Origin of the sequence: Hyphomicrobium sp. MC1, from assembly GCF_000253295.1 — a bacterium.
In the GTDB taxonomy this organism is placed as follows: domain Bacteria; phylum Pseudomonadota; class Alphaproteobacteria; order Rhizobiales; family Hyphomicrobiaceae; genus Hyphomicrobium_B.
Map to the genome: position 1 here is coordinate 1609448 of NC_015717.1, position 18588 is coordinate 1628035.

Consider the following 18588-nt stretch of genomic DNA (forward strand, 5'->3'; position numbering starts at 1 on the left):
CTTCTCCAGTTCGGGACAAGGTGACGGTAGCGCCCGCGGACGCGCAGGGAGTTCGGGCAAGAAGCGATGCGCTCCATCCGATATTCATCATGGCCGGCGCGACAGCAGCCCAGCTGATCGGCGGATTGTCCGCGCAGATGTCGCCGTTAGTGATCGATGGGTTGATGAAGGGACTTTCGCTATCGGAACGAGATGCCGGGTTTATTCTCACCATTGAACTCGTCACTCTCGCTTTGACTGCGATGGCGATCGCGCCTGTGCTTCCGAGAGTATCGGCGCGACGAGCGAGCCTCTTCGCCGTTACGCTGACGTTGCTTGCCCAAGGCGCATCCATCTTCAGCACGTCGTGGGCGTCGCTCGTTTTATTGCGCAGCGTCGGCGGCGTCGGCGAGGGCGCCCTTTGGGCGATATCGCTCTTTATCGTAGCGTCCCGCTCCAACAATCCGGACAAAGACTATGGCTACTTTACTGTTGTCTGGGCGCTGGGGAGCATTGCGCTCTTTGCCATAGGAGCCGAGGTTACCGCTGCCTTCCAGCATCGCGGCATTCTTGCTCTTATCGCGCTTGTCGATCTGGCCCTCGCTCCACTTCTGTTTTTAACGCCGGATACGTATCTCAGCCGTGTCGACGGGGCTGCGCCGAATAGAACAGTTCAATCCTCGTTACCCGGACTGATGACGCTCGCTGCGATCGGCCTTTTCCTGACGGCCGGTGCCGCCGTATATGCTTTTAGTACGTCATTGGGGGAGCGCGCGGGTCTCGATGCCCGAGCAGTCGCATACACGCTTACGATCGCCTCCGCGCTGGGCCTTGTGGGTGCCGGTACTGCTACTGCTCTTAACGTGCGCTGGGGACGAGGATTGCCAATTTCGGCCTTCTGCATCGGCTTCGCTTTCGCGGTGCTCACGCTCTGCCTCTGGCGCGACCCGACGGCCTATGTCGTCGCTCTTGTCGTGTCGGTCATCATTTACAATTTTTCGACGCCTTACCTTTTTGGACTTGCGGCCGCGCTCGACCGCAGCGGTCGTTGGGCGGCGGCGGGCGGGTCGGTCTATCTCCTCGGCTTCGCTGCGGGCCCACTACTCGCCGGAACAGTGATCGCGACTGCCGGCTACCTCGGCCTTGCAACGATCTGCGTTGCGATTACGATTATCGTTTGGGTACTCACTATGATCGTCAATCGGCGTCTTGGTACAATCGGTTCTTGAGCACGCTCCCTTTCACAGGCCGATCAACGTCACTCCGACACCGACCAATCCGGCGGCTGCAGCTTTCCTCTCCAGTTCGGGTCTTGAAAGGTCTTCTCGACCCCACTGAGGCGCTATGAGGCTCAAGGCGACGCCGATGATGAATACGAACACGCTCGTCGTGCTGCTGATTGCTTGAACGATGCTGAGAGGCGCAATCATGAGGGCATACCGCATGCCAAGGCTGCCCAAGAGATTGACGGTTTCATTCACAAGATTAATCCCCACTACGGCTCTTGCATTCGCTCGCACCATCTGGACGAGCTCTCTCCGGAATGTGCCGACGAACAGCAAGCAGCAGCCGAATATCGCCTCTCCGAAAAACATCCAGAATGTCGTCGGCCAGAAATTTCCGGCCACAGAGAAAATCTTGAAGATTAGAGAGCTCAACGCAGCCATCGCTGCGCACAGCAACATGAGCGCCGCGAGGCCGTGATGGGGGCGACCTGCGCCGACGGTCGCTACGACCAAGGCACCGGCAATAGTCAAGAGCGATCCCAGCAACTGCATTCCGGTGAGTTGCTCCCCCAAAACTCCGAACGCGAGTGCCATGCCGAACAACGGTGAGGCTTGGAAGAATGGAGCAACCACTGAAGCCTCATTGTACTTCAATGCCATCAAATAAAAGAGGATAGCCGACATCAGCATTCCCCCCGATAGCGTCATGACAGCAGCAGTCCGGAGATCGACATTCAATATCCGGGGGTCGATGAGTAAGAAAATCGGGAGTGCCGCGACATTGACGAGCCCGGTGAAGGCCAACGAAACCGCTGGATGGATATCTTTGAAATATTGATCGAGAAGATATTTATCGAGATGCGTGGAAATTGCCCAAAGCAACGGGCCCGATAATGCGAACAAGAACGAGTAAAGCGACATGAGGTCCGTGGCTCCGGCGGGCGCCCTCTTTGTATCAGGCGCCGTCCATTAAACTTCATCACTGGGCGCTCGTATTTGGATCGCTCGACGATGCCGGGGGAACTAACGCCGCAACCGCGGCCCGGGCGACGGCATTGTCCTGCTCAACTGTGCCTGCGCTGGTTCCGACCGCGCCGACGATGGTCCCATCGATCGTAACTGGAAGGCCGCCGCCGAAAATCACAACCTTGCCGGAATTGCTTTGGTGAATGCCGAACAGAGGTTTTCCCGGAGCCGCCAGAGTTGCGAGCTCCGCAGTCGATTTATCGAAAATTCGAGAGGTCACAGCTTTGTCGATTGCGAGATCGATGCTGCCTATGAGAGCTCCATCCTGACGAACAAAAGCAAGTAAGTGTCCTCCGGCATCGACCACGGCGATGTTGTAGGCAATTCCCAGGCGTGTAGCCATTGCCTCACCGGCAGACGACATCCGCTTCGCATCCTCAAGCGTCAGAGTTTGATAGGATCTAGGCATCTCGTTCTCACTTGCGGCGCGCCTCGTTGGCTCCTCGTCTTCTGTGTGAGCATCGTGTGCATTGTCACGCTTCGGGCGTGTGTCCGGGCAAGAGCCGGTGCACCTAAGCTGGGGCAAGCGGGTTAAGGGCGCCAGTTAATCTAGGTAAAAAAGCCGCCGAGCGAGCAGTCTGATAGGGGGATTCCCTTCATTACAGGCAGCAATCGCACGATTTAACCCGGTTTAACCGGTCGCCGTTTTGTTTCTGGGGTACATTCGTCGCGATTGGAAATGATCTGAGGAGCAACCGAGGGCGCTTTCTACACACGCAACTCATTCGTCCGAGAGAGCTCAGAGCAACGGCCGGTCCGATGTGATTTCATCAGCAGCAGAAGCTCGCCGTCATAGAGATAAGCCATAGAAGTCCGCCCGACCTCGTGGCTGCGAATTCTTCAATCGAGGAGAAGGCTGTGACGCTGCATGTCCTGTTCATCGTCACTAACGCGGCTGTCCTCGGTCCGCGCAGTCGTAAGACTGGTTTTTTCTTCGCCGAGGTCGCTCACCCGTTTGATGTGCTCGACAAGGCTGGTATAGCGATCGAGTTCGCCTCACCCGCTGGTGGATGGACTCCTTACGATGCCTATGATGAGAAAGACCCCGCGCAAAAGGGGTTTTTTGAGAGCAAAGCGTTCCGTCGGTTGAATCGCAGCCGAAAGTTGTCCGAGGTGGACGCCGCGGACTACGACGCTATCCTCGTGCCCGGCGGACTGGGGCCGATGGTCGACATCCAGCACAATGCGGACGTCCAGAAGGCCGTCGTACGCGCCTGGAGCACGGGCAAGCTCGTGACCGCGGTTTGCCACGGACCTTGCTGCCTTCTCGGCGTGGATCTCGGCGATGGCGCGCCGTTCGTGCGGGGCAAGAAGCTAACGGCATTCTCGAAGAAAGAAGAGCACGATTACGCTCGTGAGGATGTGCCCTACGAACTCGAGGACGCGTTGATAGCAGAGGGTGCCGAGTACTCATCTACAGACAACTGGCAGCCTAAGGTCGTCGTCGATGGTCGTCTCATCACCGGTCAGAACCCTGCTTCGGCGGGACCACTGGCAAAAGAATTGCTCACCGCCCTCGGACACACCAACCAAAGGGAGATGACATGATCGAGATTACGGTCAACGGCACAAAGCACCAGGTCGACGTTATCCCCGAAATGCCTTTGCTCTGGGTGTTGCGCGATGAACTTGGTGTCACGAGTGCCAAGTATGGATGCGGCGTGGCTCAGTGTGGGGCCTGCACGGTGCACATAGACGGAAGCGCTGTTCGCTCCTGCCAAGCCCACATAGGCGATGTTGCGGGAAAGGCAATCACCACGATTGATGGGGTGGATAAGGGTGAGCAGCATCCAGTGCTCCAAGCCTGGATTGAGCATCAGGTTCCTCAATGCGGCTACTGCCAAACTGGGCAGATTATGCAAGCCATTTCGCTTCTTGAATTGATCCCGAAGCCGACCGACGAAGATATCAATGAGGTGATGTCAGGAAACCTCTGCCGCTGCGGAACATATCCGCGTATCCGTGCGGCCATTCACTCTGCCGCTGCAAAAATGGCGGAGAAGTGAGATGGGCGAGGTTCAAAACCTTTCACGCAGGGCTTTCGTTTTCGGTTCTGCGGCTGTCGCGGGCGGAGTCGCCTTCGGATCGTATGCGGCTGCCGAAGCCATCCTCATGACTTCAAGCGGCAATCCGTTAACAGCTGGGCTTGCGCCAGATGCCGTAACTTTCAACCCATGGGTGGAAATCAGCCCTAATAAAATTACGTTGATCGCGCAGCATGCCGATATCGGTCAAGGCGTTGGCTCCGTGCAACCTTACATGATTGCCGAGGAAATGGACCTCGATCCAGGCCAATTCGAAATCAGGTTTGCTAGCCCAAGTCCTGCTTATTTCAATACCGGTTTTGCGGATGAATTCGCACCATTTCTGGCGGCAGACCAAAGTCCAGCGGCAGAAAAAGCTCGAGCCGATACGCTCGAGTACTTGAGAAAAACAGGGCTTCAGATGACGGGCGGTTCGAGCACCGTGCCCGACACATATGAAAAACTTCGGGTCGCCGGCGCGATTGCGCGAGAGACTCTAAAAGCCGCGGCGGCGAAGCGTTCGGGCGTCACTGCCGGTGAGCTTCGCACGCAATCCGGCCATGTTATCCTGCCAGACGGAACCAAAATCCCTTACGTGGACCTTTCGGCGGACGCCGCGAAAATCCCGCCTATGGTGAACGCCGAACTACGCGATCCGTCTAAGTGGCGAATGCTGGGCAAGCCCATGACGCGACTCGACGTTCGATCGAAAGTGACTGGCGAGATGAAGTTCGGGATCGATATGAAAATGGACGGGATGGTTTTTGCCTCCGTCAAGCTAAACCCGAACAAGGGTCAACCTTTGAAATCGTACGACGCCAGCAAGGCTCAATCGATGCCGGGCGTAAAGAAGATCCTGGAAATTAAAAATGGTGTCGCTGTCATCGCAACAAATAGCTGGTACGCGATGCGAGCTGTCGAGGTGATCGATTGCGAGTGGGCACCCTCTGCGTATCCTGCCGAGCAAGCCGATCATTGGAAAAACCTAGAGAGTTCGTTCAAGCCGGAGTTTTTGGGAAAGGAGTGGCGCAAGGTCGGTGATATCGAGACGGGATTGAAGGGTGGTACACACGTTGAAGCCGAGTATCGCGCACCATACGTGGCACACCAGCCCCTCGAGCCGCTCAACGGCATCGGCCTCTTCAAAGACGACAAACTGGAATTATGGTTCGGTCATCAGAGCCCACAATTGGTCCAGAACGTTGCGGCTGACGCGATCGGCTTGAAGCCGGAAAAGGTGACTTTTCACAATCAGTGGACCGGCGGCAGTTTCGGGCACCGGCTTGAATACGGGAACGTTCCGGTGTTGGCCGAAATCGCAAGCCAAATACCCGGCACACCGGTGAAACTTATCTTCTCGCGCGAAGAGGATTTCCGGCAGGACATTCCCCGACAGATTGCAATCGCCCGTCACTGTGGGAGTGTCGACGGGAATAAGATCGTCGCCGCAGATCTCAAATTGGCGTCGACCGCTCCCTTGAACGGCTTGCTGGAGCGAAGCCTCATACCATCGAAGGATCCCGACGCCCAATTAGCCGCCGGCCTGTGGAACGTGTATTACGACATTCCGAATTTTCGGGCAACGACCTACGAAGCCAAGGGACTTTCGCCATGCACGACTTGGCGATCAGTGGGAGCCTCCACCGCTGGCTTCTTTACCGAGAGCTTCTTTGATGAATTGCTGCATGTAGCCGGTCTCGACCCGCTCAATGCGCGCATCGAGATGTGCACTGTTTCTACGCATCGCAAGGTGTTGGAAGCGGTAGCCGAGATGTCGGATTGGAAGGGTCCGATCGGCAATGGCAAAGGGAGGGGGGTGGCATTCGTCGAGTCATTTGGCACGGCGACCGCGGAAGTTATCGAAGTCTCGGTGACCGATCGCGGCATCAAAATCGAGAACGTTTGGGTTGCTGCCGAAGTCGGTAAGGTCGTCGACCCGGTCAACTTTGAAAACCAAGTTCAAGGCGGCGTCGTATGGGGATTAGGTCACGCAATCAATTGTGAACTTACGTACGCAAACGGCTCCGTGCAGCAGACCAACTACAATCATCACGAGGCGATGCGGATCTATCAATGTCCGGTCATCCACGTTCGTGGATTGGAAAACGGACCGAAGGTCAGGGGCATCGGAGAACCGCCAGTTCCGCCAGCAGCGCCGGCGCTTGCAAACGCCATATTCGCTGCGACCGGGAAGCGTATCCGGGAAATGCCGTTCAACAAGTTCATCGACTTCGTATGAGGGCCGGTTATGAAAAGAGCGTGGGTCGCGATGGCCTTGGCCACTTCATCTATGGCCGCGCTGGCGGGATATGTCTTTGCCGAAGGCGAAACGAACAAGGATGCTCTGCCGGCTGGAAGTGTCAGCCGCACCGACGGCCTCGAAGCGTGGAAGCGCATCGAGGCGGTGGTCACGCATCCTCGTTGCGCCAACTGTCATGTTGATGCCAAAGCTATACCGATTTGGACGCCGGCAGGCGAGAGCAAGTCTCGCGTTCACGGTATGAACATCCATGGCGGAGAAAGTCGTATCGGGGCTGAGGCGCTGGTTTGCCAGACCTGCCACGTAACCTCGACGGTGCCCAATGACGCCGCGCCGGCGCCGCCGCACGCCGGCATCGACTGGCAGCTTGCGCCGGTCGAATTCATTTGGTTCGGCAAAAGCGGCGCGGAGATTTGTGCGCAGCTCCGGGATCCGAAGCGCAATGGTGGCCGCGACGCTGCGGGACTTCTCGCGCACTTAAGGCATGATGCATCACTGAATGGATTTATTCCCCGAAGCTGGGAGCCCACGGGGCGTCCGATCCCACCGGGGACGTTTGAGGATCATGTGAAAGATATGGCCCTCTGGGGAGCTGCGGGGCAGCCGTGTCCCGACTGATCAGAAGGGTGAATCGGCCAGCCGGGTCCCCACAACTCTACTCGCGCCGCTAAGGAACTGCTCAAGCATGAAGATATGATGTCTGCTCTGGGCCAGAAGCAGAAAATTACGCAAACCCGATTACTTCTGCTCTTCATTCGAAAGCAGACCTGCACAAAAACGCGTTCGGCCGCTTTGTGAAGCAGAGTTAAATGTCCGCAAATGGGATAAAGCCGACGCTGTCTGACTTCCGCAAAGCAGAGATAGCGTTCATCGGTGGAGTACGTCAGCAGGTATTTTCGCAGTTTTTGCGGATGTCTGCTTTGGCTAAAGACCGGCCTTCTGCTTCGGTCTCAATGCAAGCAGATTCCCTTGATAGCTGGCCAGGGCACATAGATGGTCGCAAATCCGGCTAGGGCTAAGGCCATGCCAGCTGTGAACCGCACAGGCCATTTGGCGTTTATCGTGCGCAGGAAGGTCAAACCACTCGCGGCAGCAAAGACAGCCGGTAATGTGCCAAGCCCAAATCCGGTCATGAATAGAAATCCGTGAGGGGCAGAGCCTGTCAGCGAAGAAAAGAATACCGCCCCGTAGAGCATCGGACAGGCATTGAGCCCCCACGCGACGCCTAACACGTATGGTCCGGCCGTTCGCCTCGTTCTGAGTGGCGCAGCGATCGTATCAAACCCTTGGGCGAGGTAAGACACTCCGCGGTCCAGGAAAGAAAGACGCGGCATAGCACCGGCAAGAACGAGCCCCATCCAGATTAGAGAGACGGCGGCAGCCCATTGCATGATCTCGAAGCTTATTCCGCCTCGGCGTGCTGCAAGTCCGGCGCCGATCGCGCCTCCGACTGCGCCTAAGGTTGCGTACGTCGTGATGCGGCCAGCCTGCATGATGGCCAATTGCCGATATCGCTCTTTGGGTGTCGGTGCGTCGAGCAGCAGCAACGCGCCGCACGCTATGCCACCGCACATCGCCGCACAATGAAGAGCGCTCGCAAGCCCGAATGCGAACCCCGATATGAGCAGCGACTCAGGCATGGCGGTCCGTAGGTTCTTCCTGCACGGCCGTGTTCGCAGGCTCTCCATCATCCAGGGCGCGCCAACCGGCACCCTCCAGATCTTCGAACTGGCCGTTGCGCAGCGCCCATAAAAAACCGCCAAGTCCCATGAGACCGAGCGTCAATGCTGCGGGTATAAGCCACGCGAGAGATGTCATGCGCTCCTCCTGACTGACCGCAGACGAAGTTTCTTTGTCCTGAGACGGAGCGCGTTTGTGGTTACGACAATCGACGATGTCGACATAGCGAGCGCAGCGACCAAGGGCGTCACATGTCCGAGCATCGCAATCGGAACGAAGACTGCGTTGTACCCAATCGCGATCGCAAAATTTTGCAAAGCCATTCGGCGTGCCGCCTGCGCAACCTTCAGTGTTTCGATAATCGGGCCCAAGCGATCGCCTTGAAATACGGCATCTGCTGCGGCCTGACTGATATCCATGCCCGAGGCTGGCGACATCGAGGCATATCCCGCCGCCAGTGCCGGGGCATCGTTCAGTCCATCACCAACCATCAGAGTTTTGTGACCATTCGCGCACAAATCGCCGATGCGCTGAAGCTTCTCGGATGGGCGCAGCGCTCCCTGCCAATCGGTTATTGCGCACGCAGCCGCGGCACGCGCGACGGTTTGCGGCCGGTCGCCTGACAGCAATTCGACGGCATAGCCGGCATCTCGCAGTGTTTCGACCGTCTCACGCGCGTCGGGCCGAATGCGATCGATGAAACGGAAGCCGATCACCGCTTCATCGGCAGACCTATACCAGAGAGAGGCCTCGACATTCTGATTGATAGCGGCGCCGGCCCAATGCGCCGAGCCGAGCCGCTCTTCGCGTCCGTCCCCGACATATGAAAGCCCGGAGCCCGGAACCTCGCGGACGCCCTCGATCGCGTTGATGGCGATCCCGCGGTCACGCGCGGCGCGAACGATGGCTTGCGCATAGGGATGTCGGCTCGCAGCTGCGAGTGAAGCAACACGGGCCAGAAGACCGGACTCGATATTCTGGTCGTCGGCCAGCACAATCTGCTCAAGCGTCAACGTACCCGTTTTGTCGAAGACCACGCCGTCGATTTCGCCCAGCCGCTCGAGACCATCGGCCGCCTTCACGATGACGCCGCGACTGAAGAGCCTGCTGATCGCCGCGACCTGAACCGCAGGCACCGCGAGCGCCAACGCGCACGGGCACGTTATGATCAACACCGCGATGGCGTGAGTGAGCGAAACTTCCCATCCGCTTCCAAGCATCATCCACATCGTGAACGTCAATAGCCCGAGAACGTGAACGGCTGGTGCGTAGAGCTGAGCCGCCCTGTCGGCGAGCCGCACATAGCGACCGCGGCTTTGCTCGGCCGAGAGCATCAGGCGACCGATTTCGGCGAGCAACGTGTTCTCATCTGTGACGCTGACACGAATGTGCAAAGTTCCGCCGCCGTTGACGGTGCCGGCGTGAACGTGAGCGCCCGACGTGACGCTCCGCGGTACGGTTTCGCCGGTGATCAAACTCTCGTCGACTTCGCTGACGCCTGAGACAACGATGCCGTCGGCAGGGATACGCTCTCCAGCGGCAACGGCGACGCGCATACCAGGCAAAAGGGTGCGTGCGGGAAGCAAGCGCACCGAGCCGTCTTCGGAAACCACGGTCGCGCTCATGGCGCGAAGGCTCAGCAGATTTTCCGCGGCCCCTCTGGCGCGCATGCGCATGCTTTCGTCAAGCGCCCGGCCGATTAAAAGGAAGAAGACGAGTGTCGTCGCGGCATCGAAATAGACTTGGTCGGAGCCGCGTATCGTCTGGAATAGGCTCATCGCCGTCGCGAGGATGATACCGAGAGTGATCGGCACATCCATGTTGAGGCGGCGGGCGCTCAGAGCCGAGAAAGCCGAGCGGAAGAATGGCTGCCCGGCATAGGCGATGGCTGGCAGGGCTATAAGCGCCGATACCCAATGAAAGAGATCGCGGACCGAGCTGTCCATATCGGACACTTCGCCCGACCAGACAGACACGGATAGCAGCATGATATTGGCCGCTGCGAATCCTGCAACGCCGAGGCGGGGAATGAGCTCGCTCGTTCGCCCGCGCGAGGCGGACGTTTCGGCGCCTTCGACAAGCTCCGCGGCTGTGTAGCCTACGGCCTTTAACGCCGCGACGAGCTCAGGCACATCGGGACTCGAGCCGTCCGTCTGACGGCAGAGAGTGACCGTGACGCGGCGCAAAGCGAGGTTGGCTCGGGACGCTGAAACGCCTCGAACGCTTCTCAGCGCCGTCTCTACGGTGTGGATGCATGTTCCGCAGACGATATCCGGGACAGACAACGTTATCGTCTCGACGTTCGCCGTTGTGTTATCAGCCGGCGCGCGTCGTTGCGGCGATAGTGAATTGATCAGGGCTGCTTCCATAGCCGCACCTTGGATCGATAAACGACGCTCTTTTGGCCGGTATCGCCCTGGCTGACGAACAAGGAAACGTCCCAGTTACCTTCGGCCAAATTCGGCAATGTGACCGTGTAGACTCCCTCTCCAAGGGAGGCGAGAACGAGATTGCGATCCGCCACGTCCGTGGCGGGACGGCCGATGCTTCCGCTGATTTGCAGATCGTCGATGCTACGTCCCTCGCGATCTTTCAGCGTGACACTGAAGACACCGGTGGCGCTGTCGAATTTTGTTGCTTCCGTCCAACCGAGCTCATCCTGCCGGCGCTCGTCGGCGATGCGCTGGTTGTAACGCAGGCCCGTCCGGTAAGCGTCAGGCGTGTCGCCTCCGAAGGTCGAAATGGCATCGTAGATCATCACGCTGTCGACCGCAGTGACGGTGACAAAGAAGGCAATCATGCCGAAAAGCACGTGCCAGCCATTGATCCCACTTCGTACCGGAAGGGCTTGTTTCATGGCAGCTTGTTTCATGACGGTGGCCCGCTGAACGTCGTCGAACGTGAAGTTGTGTGACCTGTTGCAGTGTCCGTTACAGTAATCGTGATGGGTGTCGAATCTCCTTTGAGTTCTCTCCGTTCCGATGGCTCGATCAAGACGAAGAACTTCACCGCCCGAACCTCCGCGGGTTTGACGTCGATCACCGGGTCCTGTTCGTCGAATTCCACGAACTGGAGCTGGGCTCTCTCGAGACCTAAAACGGAAATTTTGAAATGCCGTGTCGCTTGGAGCTTGTTGGTGATCTTCACCGTATAACCATCGCGCAGACCGCCGTCGCTCAGCGTAACGAACAGCGGATTGCGATCGGGCGCGACACTTAGCTGTGTATCGGCGCGATTGAGCAGCGACCAGACCATCAGGCCTCCGACTGCAACAATCAGGACCGAATAGAGGATCGTTCGCGGCCGTACGATCCGCCATCCGTCACGAGGACCTTTGGTAGCGTTCGCAAGGTTGGCAGCCGTCGTATAGGCGATCAATCCGCGCGGACGACCCACGCGATCCATGATCTCGTCGCATGCATCTATGCATAGCGCGCATTGAATACACTCGAGCTGCGCGCCGTCGCGGATGTCAATGCCCGTCGGACAGACGGCGACGCAAGCCTTGCAGTCGACGCAGTCGCCCCTCCCTTCCCAGCTTTCATCGCGCTTATGTGATCCGCGCGGCTCGCCGCGAACCTCGCGATACGAAATGAAGAGGGAATCGTGATCTAGCATTGCTCCTTGGATGCGTGGCCACGGGCACATGTAGATACAGACCTGCTCCCGCGCAATGCCACCAAGTATATAAGTCGTGAAGGCGAACACGCCGACAAAAGCATATGCTATTGGCGAAGCAGTCCCATGCACGAGCTCGGCCGCGAGCGTCGGCGCGTCGCGAAAGTAAAAGACGAAAGCCCCTCCTGTCGCGATAGCAATGAACCCCCAGGTCAGATGCGTCGCCGCTTTCTTCCAGAGCTTTTCGAATGACCAGCCGCTCTGATCGAGACGCAGGCGCGCATTGCGGTCGCCCTGCCAGAACCGCTCGACAGCGATCATCAGATCCGTCCAGACTGTCTGCGGGCAGGCATATCCGCACCACATGCGCCCAGCGATTGCGGTCACAAGAAAAAGCGAGAGGGCCGAGATAACGAGCAGCCCCGTCACATAATAGAATTCCTGCGCCCAGATCTCGATCGGTCCGAACAGCAGGCGCTGATTGGCAAAGTCGAGCAGAAAAGCTTGATTAGGAAGGCCCGGTCCACGATCCCATCTGAACCACGGCAACATGTAATAAACGCCGAGCGTGAGCCCTAAGGCCACCCATTTGATGGCGCGGAAGGTGCCGTGCGCTTCCTTCGGATATATCTTTCGATGTGATGCGTAAGCGCTTGTCTTGGACGCAGCGGCTTTCGCGCCGGACGATCTGTTGTCCGTATCAGCTATGAACTTGTTATGTTCGCCCATCATCGTCATTTGGGCGCCTCATGGCCCTCTTCCTTATGTTCGGCCTCGCCCTCGTCGTCTTTTTTCGGCTCGGGTTTTCCGCCGCCGAGCGAATGGACGTAGAGCGCGACCATCTTGATATCCACGGGATCCAGGCGACCGTTCCACGCCGGCATCATGCCGCCACGGCCGGTCTCGATGCTACGCACGACCGCTTGCTGGCTGCTGCCATAAAGCCAGATAGCATCGGTTAGATTCGGCGCACCGACGTCGGTGTTGCCTTTGCCGTCGGCACCGTGACACGCCGCACAGTTGTCTGCGAATAGCGCAGCACCTCGCGAGGCGGCCGCGGCATCGACATCAAGATGCGAGAGCGAACGAACATAATTGGCGAGGTCGCGGATCTGAGCTGGCTCGAGGATCTTGTCGAGACCGAACCGTGGCATAGCCGTATAGTGGGTTTCGGGATCGCCGGACCTTGCGCCGTGCGTAATCGTCTTTTGGATGCTTTCAAGATCGCCGCCCCACAGCCAATCGTCGTCGTTGAGATTGGGATACCCAATGGCGCCTTGCGCACCACGACCGTGGCATGGGGCGCAGTTGTCGCCGAAAATCGCGGCGCCGCCATCGCGAGCGAATTCGAATAGCTCGGGATTCTTCTTTATGTCGGCAATCGGCATCGCGGCGATCGCGGCGCGATATTTATCTTGCGCTGCCTTTGCTGACGCGACGTCTTTTGCGACCTCACCGCGCTGGCTGTAACCGAACAACCCCTTCGTATAGCCGTTTAGCATCGGCCAAGCCGGATAGACGAGCCAATAGCCGAACGCCCAGACGATACACGCGTAGAACGTGTAGAGCCACCACCGGGGTAGTGGCTTGTTGAGCTCCATCAGGTCGCCGTCCCACACGTGTCCCGTGGTTTCGGCGCCCGTTACTTCGTCGATGCGCTTCTCGCTCGCCATGGGCTGTCACTGCTTTTCTAGCTTGTCGTCCTGATCGATTGCTGCTTTCGCCACGTGCTCGAACTTTGCTTTGTTGGACGAGCGAAACGCGTAGACGAATGCCGCGACGAGAAGAGCCATGAAAATCGCCATCGACACGAGTTGCGAGACGACCTGTGCTTCATCGTAAGTCATGGTCTCACCGCAAGTTGGGCCCGCTGGCGTCGAATTTCGTGAAATCGACAAGCGTGCCGAGCATCTGCAGATAGGCGACGACGGCATCGAGCTCACTCGGCGGAACGTCATCGCCGGGCTGACCGTCGAACCTTCTGACCTGCGCCTTCGGATAGCGTTGAACCAGCGCCTTCGCTCCGGTTGTATCGGGAGAGATCTGAGCGAGGACGTCGGCCTTTGCATTGGCGATCATGTCGTCGCTGTAAGGCACCCCGACCTCTTGCAACGTCTTCATGCGCGCGGCGATGTTGTCATAGTTGAGGGGCGTTTTTTCCAGGAACGGATAGCCCGGCATAATGGAAGCGGGAACGACCGAGCGTGGATCTCGCATGTGCTCGACGTGCCAAGCGTCGGAATACTTCCCGCCAACGCGGGCGAGGTCCGGACCGTTACGCTTCGATCCCCATTGGAACGGGTGATCGTACATGCTTTCGGCGGCGAGCGAGTAATGGCCGTAACGCTCGATCTCGTCGCGCAAGGAGCGGATCATCTGGCTGTGGCAGTTATAGCAGCCTTCGCGCACGTAGATATCGCGGCCAGCGAGTTCCAACGGCGAATACGGGCGCATGCCTTCAACCTTTTCGATGGTCGACCGCAACATGAAGAGCGGTGCGATTTCGACGATGCCTCCGATAGAGACGACGATCAGCGCGCCAATCAAAAGGATGAGGGAGTTCTTCTCAAAAATAGCGTGGTTCATGGTTTGCTCCCGTCACTCAGCCGGCACGGCGACAACGCCGGGACGAAGTTCGGGAGCGGCCGCCACGCCAGGCTGATCCTTGATATCGACGGGTTTGTCGCCTCTGATCGTGCGCCACACATTGTAGGCCATGATCAGGCCCCCGAGCAGGAAGAGCGCTCCCCCCGTTGCACGGATCACGTAAGGCCAATGAAGGGCCTCGACCGTTTCGATAAACGAATATTTGAGGAAGCCGAGGTGATCGTAGGCGCGCCACATCAATCCCTGCGTGATGCCGGCAACCCACATCGACGAGATGTAGAGAACGATGCCGATCATCGCGAGCCAGAAGTGCCATTCGACTAAACGCATCGAATAAAGACCCTCGCGCTTCCATAGCCAGGGAACCATGCAATAGACAGCACCGAATGAGATCATGCCGACCCATCCAAGCGCGCCTGAATGCACGTGCCCGATGGTCCAATCCGTATAATGAGAAAGCGAGTTCACGGCCTTGATCGACATCAGCGGCCCTTCGAATGTCGACATACCGTAGAACGCGACGGAGACGACGAGAAGCCGGATCACGGCGTCGGTCCTAAGACGATCCCAAGCGCCTGAAAGCGTCATCAGGCCATTGATCATGCCGCCCCATGACGGCATCCACAGCATGATCGAGAACGTCATGCCCAGTGTCTGCGCCCACTCGGGCAGAGCCGTATAGTGAAGATGATGCGGACCGGCCCAGATATAGAGAAAGATCAGCGACCAGAAGTGTACGATCGATAGCCTGTAGGAATAGACAGGCCGCTCGGCGCGCTTCGGAATGAAATAATACATGATGCCGAGGAAGCCCGCCGTCAGCAGGAAGCCGACCGCGTTATGCCCGTACCACCACTGTGTCATTGCGCCTTGAACGCCGGGGAACAGCGGATAGCTTTCTGAGCCCAACAGCGAAACCGGCAGCGATAGATTGTTGACGATATGCAGCATCGCGATCGTCACGATGAAGGCGAGATAGAACCAGTTGGCGACGTAGATGTGAGGTTCTTGGCGCTTTCTGAGCGTGCCGAGAAACACGAGCAAGTACGTGACCCATACGATCGTCAGCCAGATATCGGCATACCATTCGGGTTCCGCGTATTCCTTTCCCTGCGTGATGCCGAGCACATAGCCCGAGGCGGCTATCACGATGAAGAGCTGATATCCCCAAACGACGAACCAGGGCGCCCATCTGCCGGGAAGCCGCGCGCGGCACGTTCTCTGTACGACATAAAGCGATGTTGCGATCAGCGCGTTGCCGCCGAATGCGAAAATGACGGCGGACGTGTGCACAGGTCTAAGCCGACCAAAATTCGTCCAAGGCAGATCGAGATTGAGCGATGGAAAAGCCAGCTGCCATGCAAGGATATCGCCAACGAGAAAGCCTATGACTCCCCAGAACACGCAAGCAATCGTCGCGACACGAATGGGTCCGTCGAAGTAGCCTGATACTTTTTCTTGTCGAGTGGTCGGGTGAGAAAGGATGTAAAGGGCTGCGGCTGCGCTCGCACCTAGAAGAAAAAGCCCATGCAGACGCATACCGCCATCGACACCGGCAATGGCCAAAATCAATCCAACAATCGCAAAGAGCAGAGCCGCTCCAAGAGCCGGCATGTCGTTGACGCTGGATCTTCCGCCCGCCGTGTTCTCCACGGTTATCCTCCCCGCTTCCAGTCCGTTGGACGCGGACGTTATTTTTGACTAGCCTATTTGCTTGATCATTCCTGCGGGACTGAGCCTTGACTTGCGTCAAAGGGGGCGGAGCCCACTGGCGAGCTGCGTCTAAAAACTTCCCTCAGCGCAGCATCAAGCGTCGACCCTTGCGGGGCGGCACTGGCAGCTCGGTCATCGACAAAACGCGGGCCTATGCTTTGCATCACTAGAGATGCTTATCCTGTGAACCTCTGCGCTTGCCACGCTGACGAAGGTAAGTGTCTGCTGGTGAGCCCTCGTCGGACATGTCAGATCGTGACTTCCATAGCGCAAGCACGGTATGCTCCAATGCTTGGAAAAGTTGCGAAGCAGCGTCGCACCACTCACGACCTCGAAAACACTCGATGTCCGCAGTGATGCAAAAAATCGATTGTCGGTGCGCCGGAAAGGCTTCCGCTTTGCCCCCGAAAGCGGAGATCCGTGTTCGTGTGAATGCCCGCCTGGTCGAGCATCAAGTCGATGTCGGCTAATGGGATAAAGCGGCGGTGTCGAGATGCCGTTTCCGCAGGCGAACCTTCGAGTTGAGGAGGTAAGTTCTCATCACGCTCCGGTTTGTGGACTAATTTGTGGATCGGAGCGGAATAACAGGAAATAATATAATGAAATCAAAGGCAATTGGCGGAAGCCCTCTCCACCATAGGAATGTGGACCGAGATTAGGCGGCCTGTACACTAACGTCGGAAAAGCCGAGATCGCAGACATCGAATTGGCTTTCCGCCTTGTCCCTGAATGCCGATAACGAAGTGGCTGGTCTTCTATGCGAAAACCGACTTTGGTAACCAGATGAGATGCGCCCAAGCTAGTAAGCCCCCCTGTAATGTACGGCCCTGCTTATCGCCGCTTCGCGCTGAGGTAGCTCGTGAGCGCCAGCATGATCATAATCTCGACTGTGAAATAACCCGCAAAGAAGCTCGCCATTTCGCCGAAGGCTTCCAAGGGGAGCAATAGCCGACCCAATGTAAGTGCGACGCCGATATTTCGAACTCCGCTTTCGATCACAAGGACATCACGCTCCGCGGCAGTGAGTTGAAATCCCGACATCCAACCGCAGAGCATGGCCCCAAGGATGAACATCGCACCGATCAGGAGACTTGGAGCGAGGACTGCCGATTCTTGTGTTGCTGAAATCGTGAGAATGAGCACCAGAAGAACGAAGGCGAGAGATATTTTGCGAAGTAGCGTACCACTGGTCTCGACTTGGTTCGGACACACCTTTCGGAGCAACATGCCGCCGGCCATCGGCAAGATCATCAACGCGAAGAGCTGGAGAAGAATTGTGGACATCGGCACGGCTCGGATACCAGCGCTTGTTCCGACGAATGTTTGGAGAACTTTCATCCAAACTGGAATTGTAATGAGCGAAAGCACTGTACCGAACGCGGTGATCGATGCTGATAGCGAAACATTCCTGCGTGCGAGATAACAATAGAGATTCGAAATCCCTCCGCCGGGACTGAGCGCAAGCGAAAGCATGCCAAAGGAAATTGCCGGAATGCTTGAATAAGCCGCGGAGATGAGCAGAGCCATCGGCGGCAGAAATGCCAGCTGCCCGATCGCGCCCAAGAGCAGAGCGCGAGGATGCCGGACGGCCGTCGTTATATCGACAGCCATTATCTCGGTGCCTGCTACCAGCATCAGGAACGCAATTGCCGTGGGCACACCGAAATCTGTCAGCAGAGGGAGCATCGGATCTGAATTTTGATGGCGCTATGCCTAACAGCAATTGCAACATTTGAATCATTGTTCGTCTTCGTAGGATTGAAGCACGTCAGCATCGAGAACGCGTACTTTGCGGTAGAAAATCTCTATCGCGCCCTGGTCTGCGAGGTCCGCCAGGCATCTCCGCGATGTTGCGCGCGTCACGCCGATGAGCTCTGCTAGTTCATCCTGAGTGATCTCGACTTCCTGTGTGGTGGTCGCAAGCCGTAGCAATTGTCTGCACATACGTGCCCTGACTGTCAGAGACAGCGCTTCCGATAAATGCACGATCGCCGCTGCAGTGTTGATTGCGCTAAGAAAGTAGAAGCAGCGCCAATGATCGGGAACGTCATTCAAATGTGCCGAGATTGCCGAACTCGGCAGATGGAGAAGCCTGCTCTTCGTGCCGGCCATTAAGGAGATGAGGCGAGATCGTCCCGTGAATTCCGCGTTGTCGCCGACCCAGAAGCCAATTTCGGCGCGGTGGATAACTACTGCCTCCTTCGCAGTGAGCGGAAATGTTACCCGGAGGCTCCCTTCCGCCAATCCATAGATGCCGTCGGATGGATCCCCTGCATGGTAGATGAACTGCCCAGGGTCGTACGTCCGCCATCTCCCGGCGCGCTCGACCCATTCGCAAAACTCCTTAGGCTGAGTGGTGAGCCAGCCAACCGAATCAAGCGGCGCCAATTTCGATAAGGATTGCGATCGACGATGCGTAATGGCCCCTCTCCATTGCAAAGATTTTTATAAAATG

At 57.6% G+C, this 18588-nt stretch carries 18 protein-coding genes; 5 read left to right on the plus strand and 13 right to left on the minus strand.

Annotation, left to right across the window (positions count from 1 at the left end):
* Positions 1-89 precede the first annotated feature (89 nt).
* A complete protein-coding gene (locus HYPMC_RS07885) occupies positions 90-1208 on the plus strand; it encodes an MFS transporter (protein ID WP_035575772.1) in 1119 nt (372 codons plus the stop codon).
* Positions 1209-1220: 12 nt separating this feature from the next.
* Here HYPMC_RS07885 and HYPMC_RS07890 read toward each other — a convergent pair whose 3' ends face one another.
* Both HYPMC_RS07890 and HYPMC_RS07895 read right to left on the minus strand, forming a co-directional pair.
* Entirely contained in the window at positions 1221-2126 is a 906-nt protein-coding gene (locus tag HYPMC_RS07890) for an EamA family transporter (RefSeq protein ID WP_013947344.1), read from the minus strand.
* A 58-nt stretch (positions 2127-2184) separates the two neighbouring features.
* Positions 2185-2640: a heme-binding protein gene (locus tag HYPMC_RS07895; protein ID WP_013947345.1), complete on the minus strand. Its 456-nt coding sequence runs from the start codon at positions 2638-2640 to the stop codon at positions 2185-2187.
* Positions 2641-3089: 449 nt separating this feature from the next.
* Between HYPMC_RS07895 and HYPMC_RS07900 the strand changes: the two genes are divergently transcribed.
* The 4 genes from HYPMC_RS07900 to HYPMC_RS07915 are packed head-to-tail and all read left to right on the plus strand — an operon-like array spanning position 3090 to position 7133.
* The gene (locus HYPMC_RS07900) at positions 3090-3779 is read left to right on the plus strand and encodes a type 1 glutamine amidotransferase domain-containing protein (protein WP_013947346.1); all 690 of its coding nucleotides are present in this window, start codon (positions 3090-3092) and stop codon (positions 3777-3779) included.
* Entirely contained in the window at positions 3776-4237 is a 462-nt protein-coding gene (locus HYPMC_RS07905; protein ID WP_013947347.1) for a (2Fe-2S)-binding protein, read from the plus strand. Before HYPMC_RS07900 ends, HYPMC_RS07905 begins: the two co-directional genes overlap by 4 nt.
* A gap of 1 nt (position 4238) precedes the next feature.
* The gene (locus HYPMC_RS07910) at positions 4239-6494 is read left to right on the plus strand and encodes a xanthine dehydrogenase family protein molybdopterin-binding subunit (RefSeq protein ID WP_013947348.1); all 2256 of its coding nucleotides are present in this window, start codon (positions 4239-4241) and stop codon (positions 6492-6494) included.
* A 9-nt stretch (positions 6495-6503) separates the two neighbouring features.
* Positions 6504-7133: a hypothetical protein gene (locus tag HYPMC_RS07915; protein ID WP_013947349.1), complete on the plus strand. Its 630-nt coding sequence runs from the start codon at positions 6504-6506 to the stop codon at positions 7131-7133.
* Positions 7134-7465: 332 nt separating this feature from the next.
* Here the strand turns inward: HYPMC_RS07915 and HYPMC_RS07920 are convergent, their stop codons facing one another.
* The 11 genes from HYPMC_RS07920 to HYPMC_RS07970 all read right to left on the minus strand — a co-directional run bounded on the left by HYPMC_RS07920 (position 7466) and on the right by HYPMC_RS07970 (position 18521).
* On the minus strand, positions 7466-8155 hold the full coding sequence (locus HYPMC_RS07920) for a sulfite exporter TauE/SafE family protein (RefSeq protein WP_041299878.1): 690 nt from the start codon (positions 8153-8155) through the stop codon (positions 7466-7468).
* Positions 8148-8333, minus strand: coding sequence for a cbb3-type cytochrome oxidase assembly protein CcoS (ccoS, locus tag HYPMC_RS07925; RefSeq protein WP_013947351.1), 186 nt, complete (start codon positions 8331-8333; stop codon positions 8148-8150). Before ccoS ends, HYPMC_RS07920 begins: the two co-directional genes overlap by 8 nt.
* Entirely contained in the window at positions 8330-10564 is a 2235-nt protein-coding gene (locus tag HYPMC_RS07930) for a heavy metal translocating P-type ATPase (protein ID WP_013947352.1), read from the minus strand. Before HYPMC_RS07930 ends, ccoS begins: the two co-directional genes overlap by 4 nt.
* Complete coding sequence (locus tag HYPMC_RS07935; protein WP_029670929.1) at positions 10549-11052, minus strand: FixH family protein; 504 nt, start codon at positions 11050-11052, stop codon at positions 10549-10551. The genes HYPMC_RS07930 and HYPMC_RS07935 overlap by 16 nt, the downstream gene beginning before the upstream one ends.
* 11 nt (positions 11053-11063) lie before the next feature.
* Positions 11064-12551 carry a cytochrome c oxidase accessory protein CcoG gene (ccoG, locus tag HYPMC_RS07940; RefSeq protein WP_013947354.1) on the minus strand — a complete coding sequence of 496 codons (1488 nt, stop codon included), beginning with the start codon at positions 12549-12551 and terminating at the stop codon, positions 11064-11066.
* Positions 12548-13486, minus strand: a complete 939-nt coding sequence (ccoP, locus tag HYPMC_RS07945) for a cytochrome-c oxidase, cbb3-type subunit III (protein WP_013947355.1) — start codon at positions 13484-13486, stop codon at positions 12548-12550. Before ccoP ends, ccoG begins: the two co-directional genes overlap by 4 nt.
* Before the next feature lie 6 nt (positions 13487-13492).
* Complete coding sequence (locus HYPMC_RS07950) at positions 13493-13660, minus strand: cbb3-type cytochrome c oxidase subunit 3 (RefSeq protein ID WP_013947356.1); 168 nt, start codon at positions 13658-13660, stop codon at positions 13493-13495.
* Positions 13661-13664: 4 nt separating this feature from the next.
* Complete coding sequence (ccoO, locus tag HYPMC_RS07955) at positions 13665-14399, minus strand: cytochrome-c oxidase, cbb3-type subunit II (protein ID WP_013947357.1); 735 nt, start codon at positions 14397-14399, stop codon at positions 13665-13667.
* A gap of 12 nt (positions 14400-14411) precedes the next feature.
* Entirely contained in the window at positions 14412-16034 is a 1623-nt protein-coding gene (gene ccoN, locus HYPMC_RS07960) for a cytochrome-c oxidase, cbb3-type subunit I (protein WP_050976869.1), read from the minus strand.
* A 930-nt stretch (positions 16035-16964) separates the two neighbouring features.
* Positions 16965-17819, minus strand: a complete 855-nt coding sequence (locus tag HYPMC_RS07965) for a bile acid:sodium symporter family protein (RefSeq protein WP_013947359.1) — start codon at positions 17817-17819, stop codon at positions 16965-16967.
* A 51-nt stretch (positions 17820-17870) separates the two neighbouring features.
* Entirely contained in the window at positions 17871-18521 is a 651-nt protein-coding gene (locus HYPMC_RS07970; RefSeq protein ID WP_013947360.1) for a Crp/Fnr family transcriptional regulator, read from the minus strand.
* Between the last annotated feature and the right edge of the window lie 67 nt (positions 18522-18588).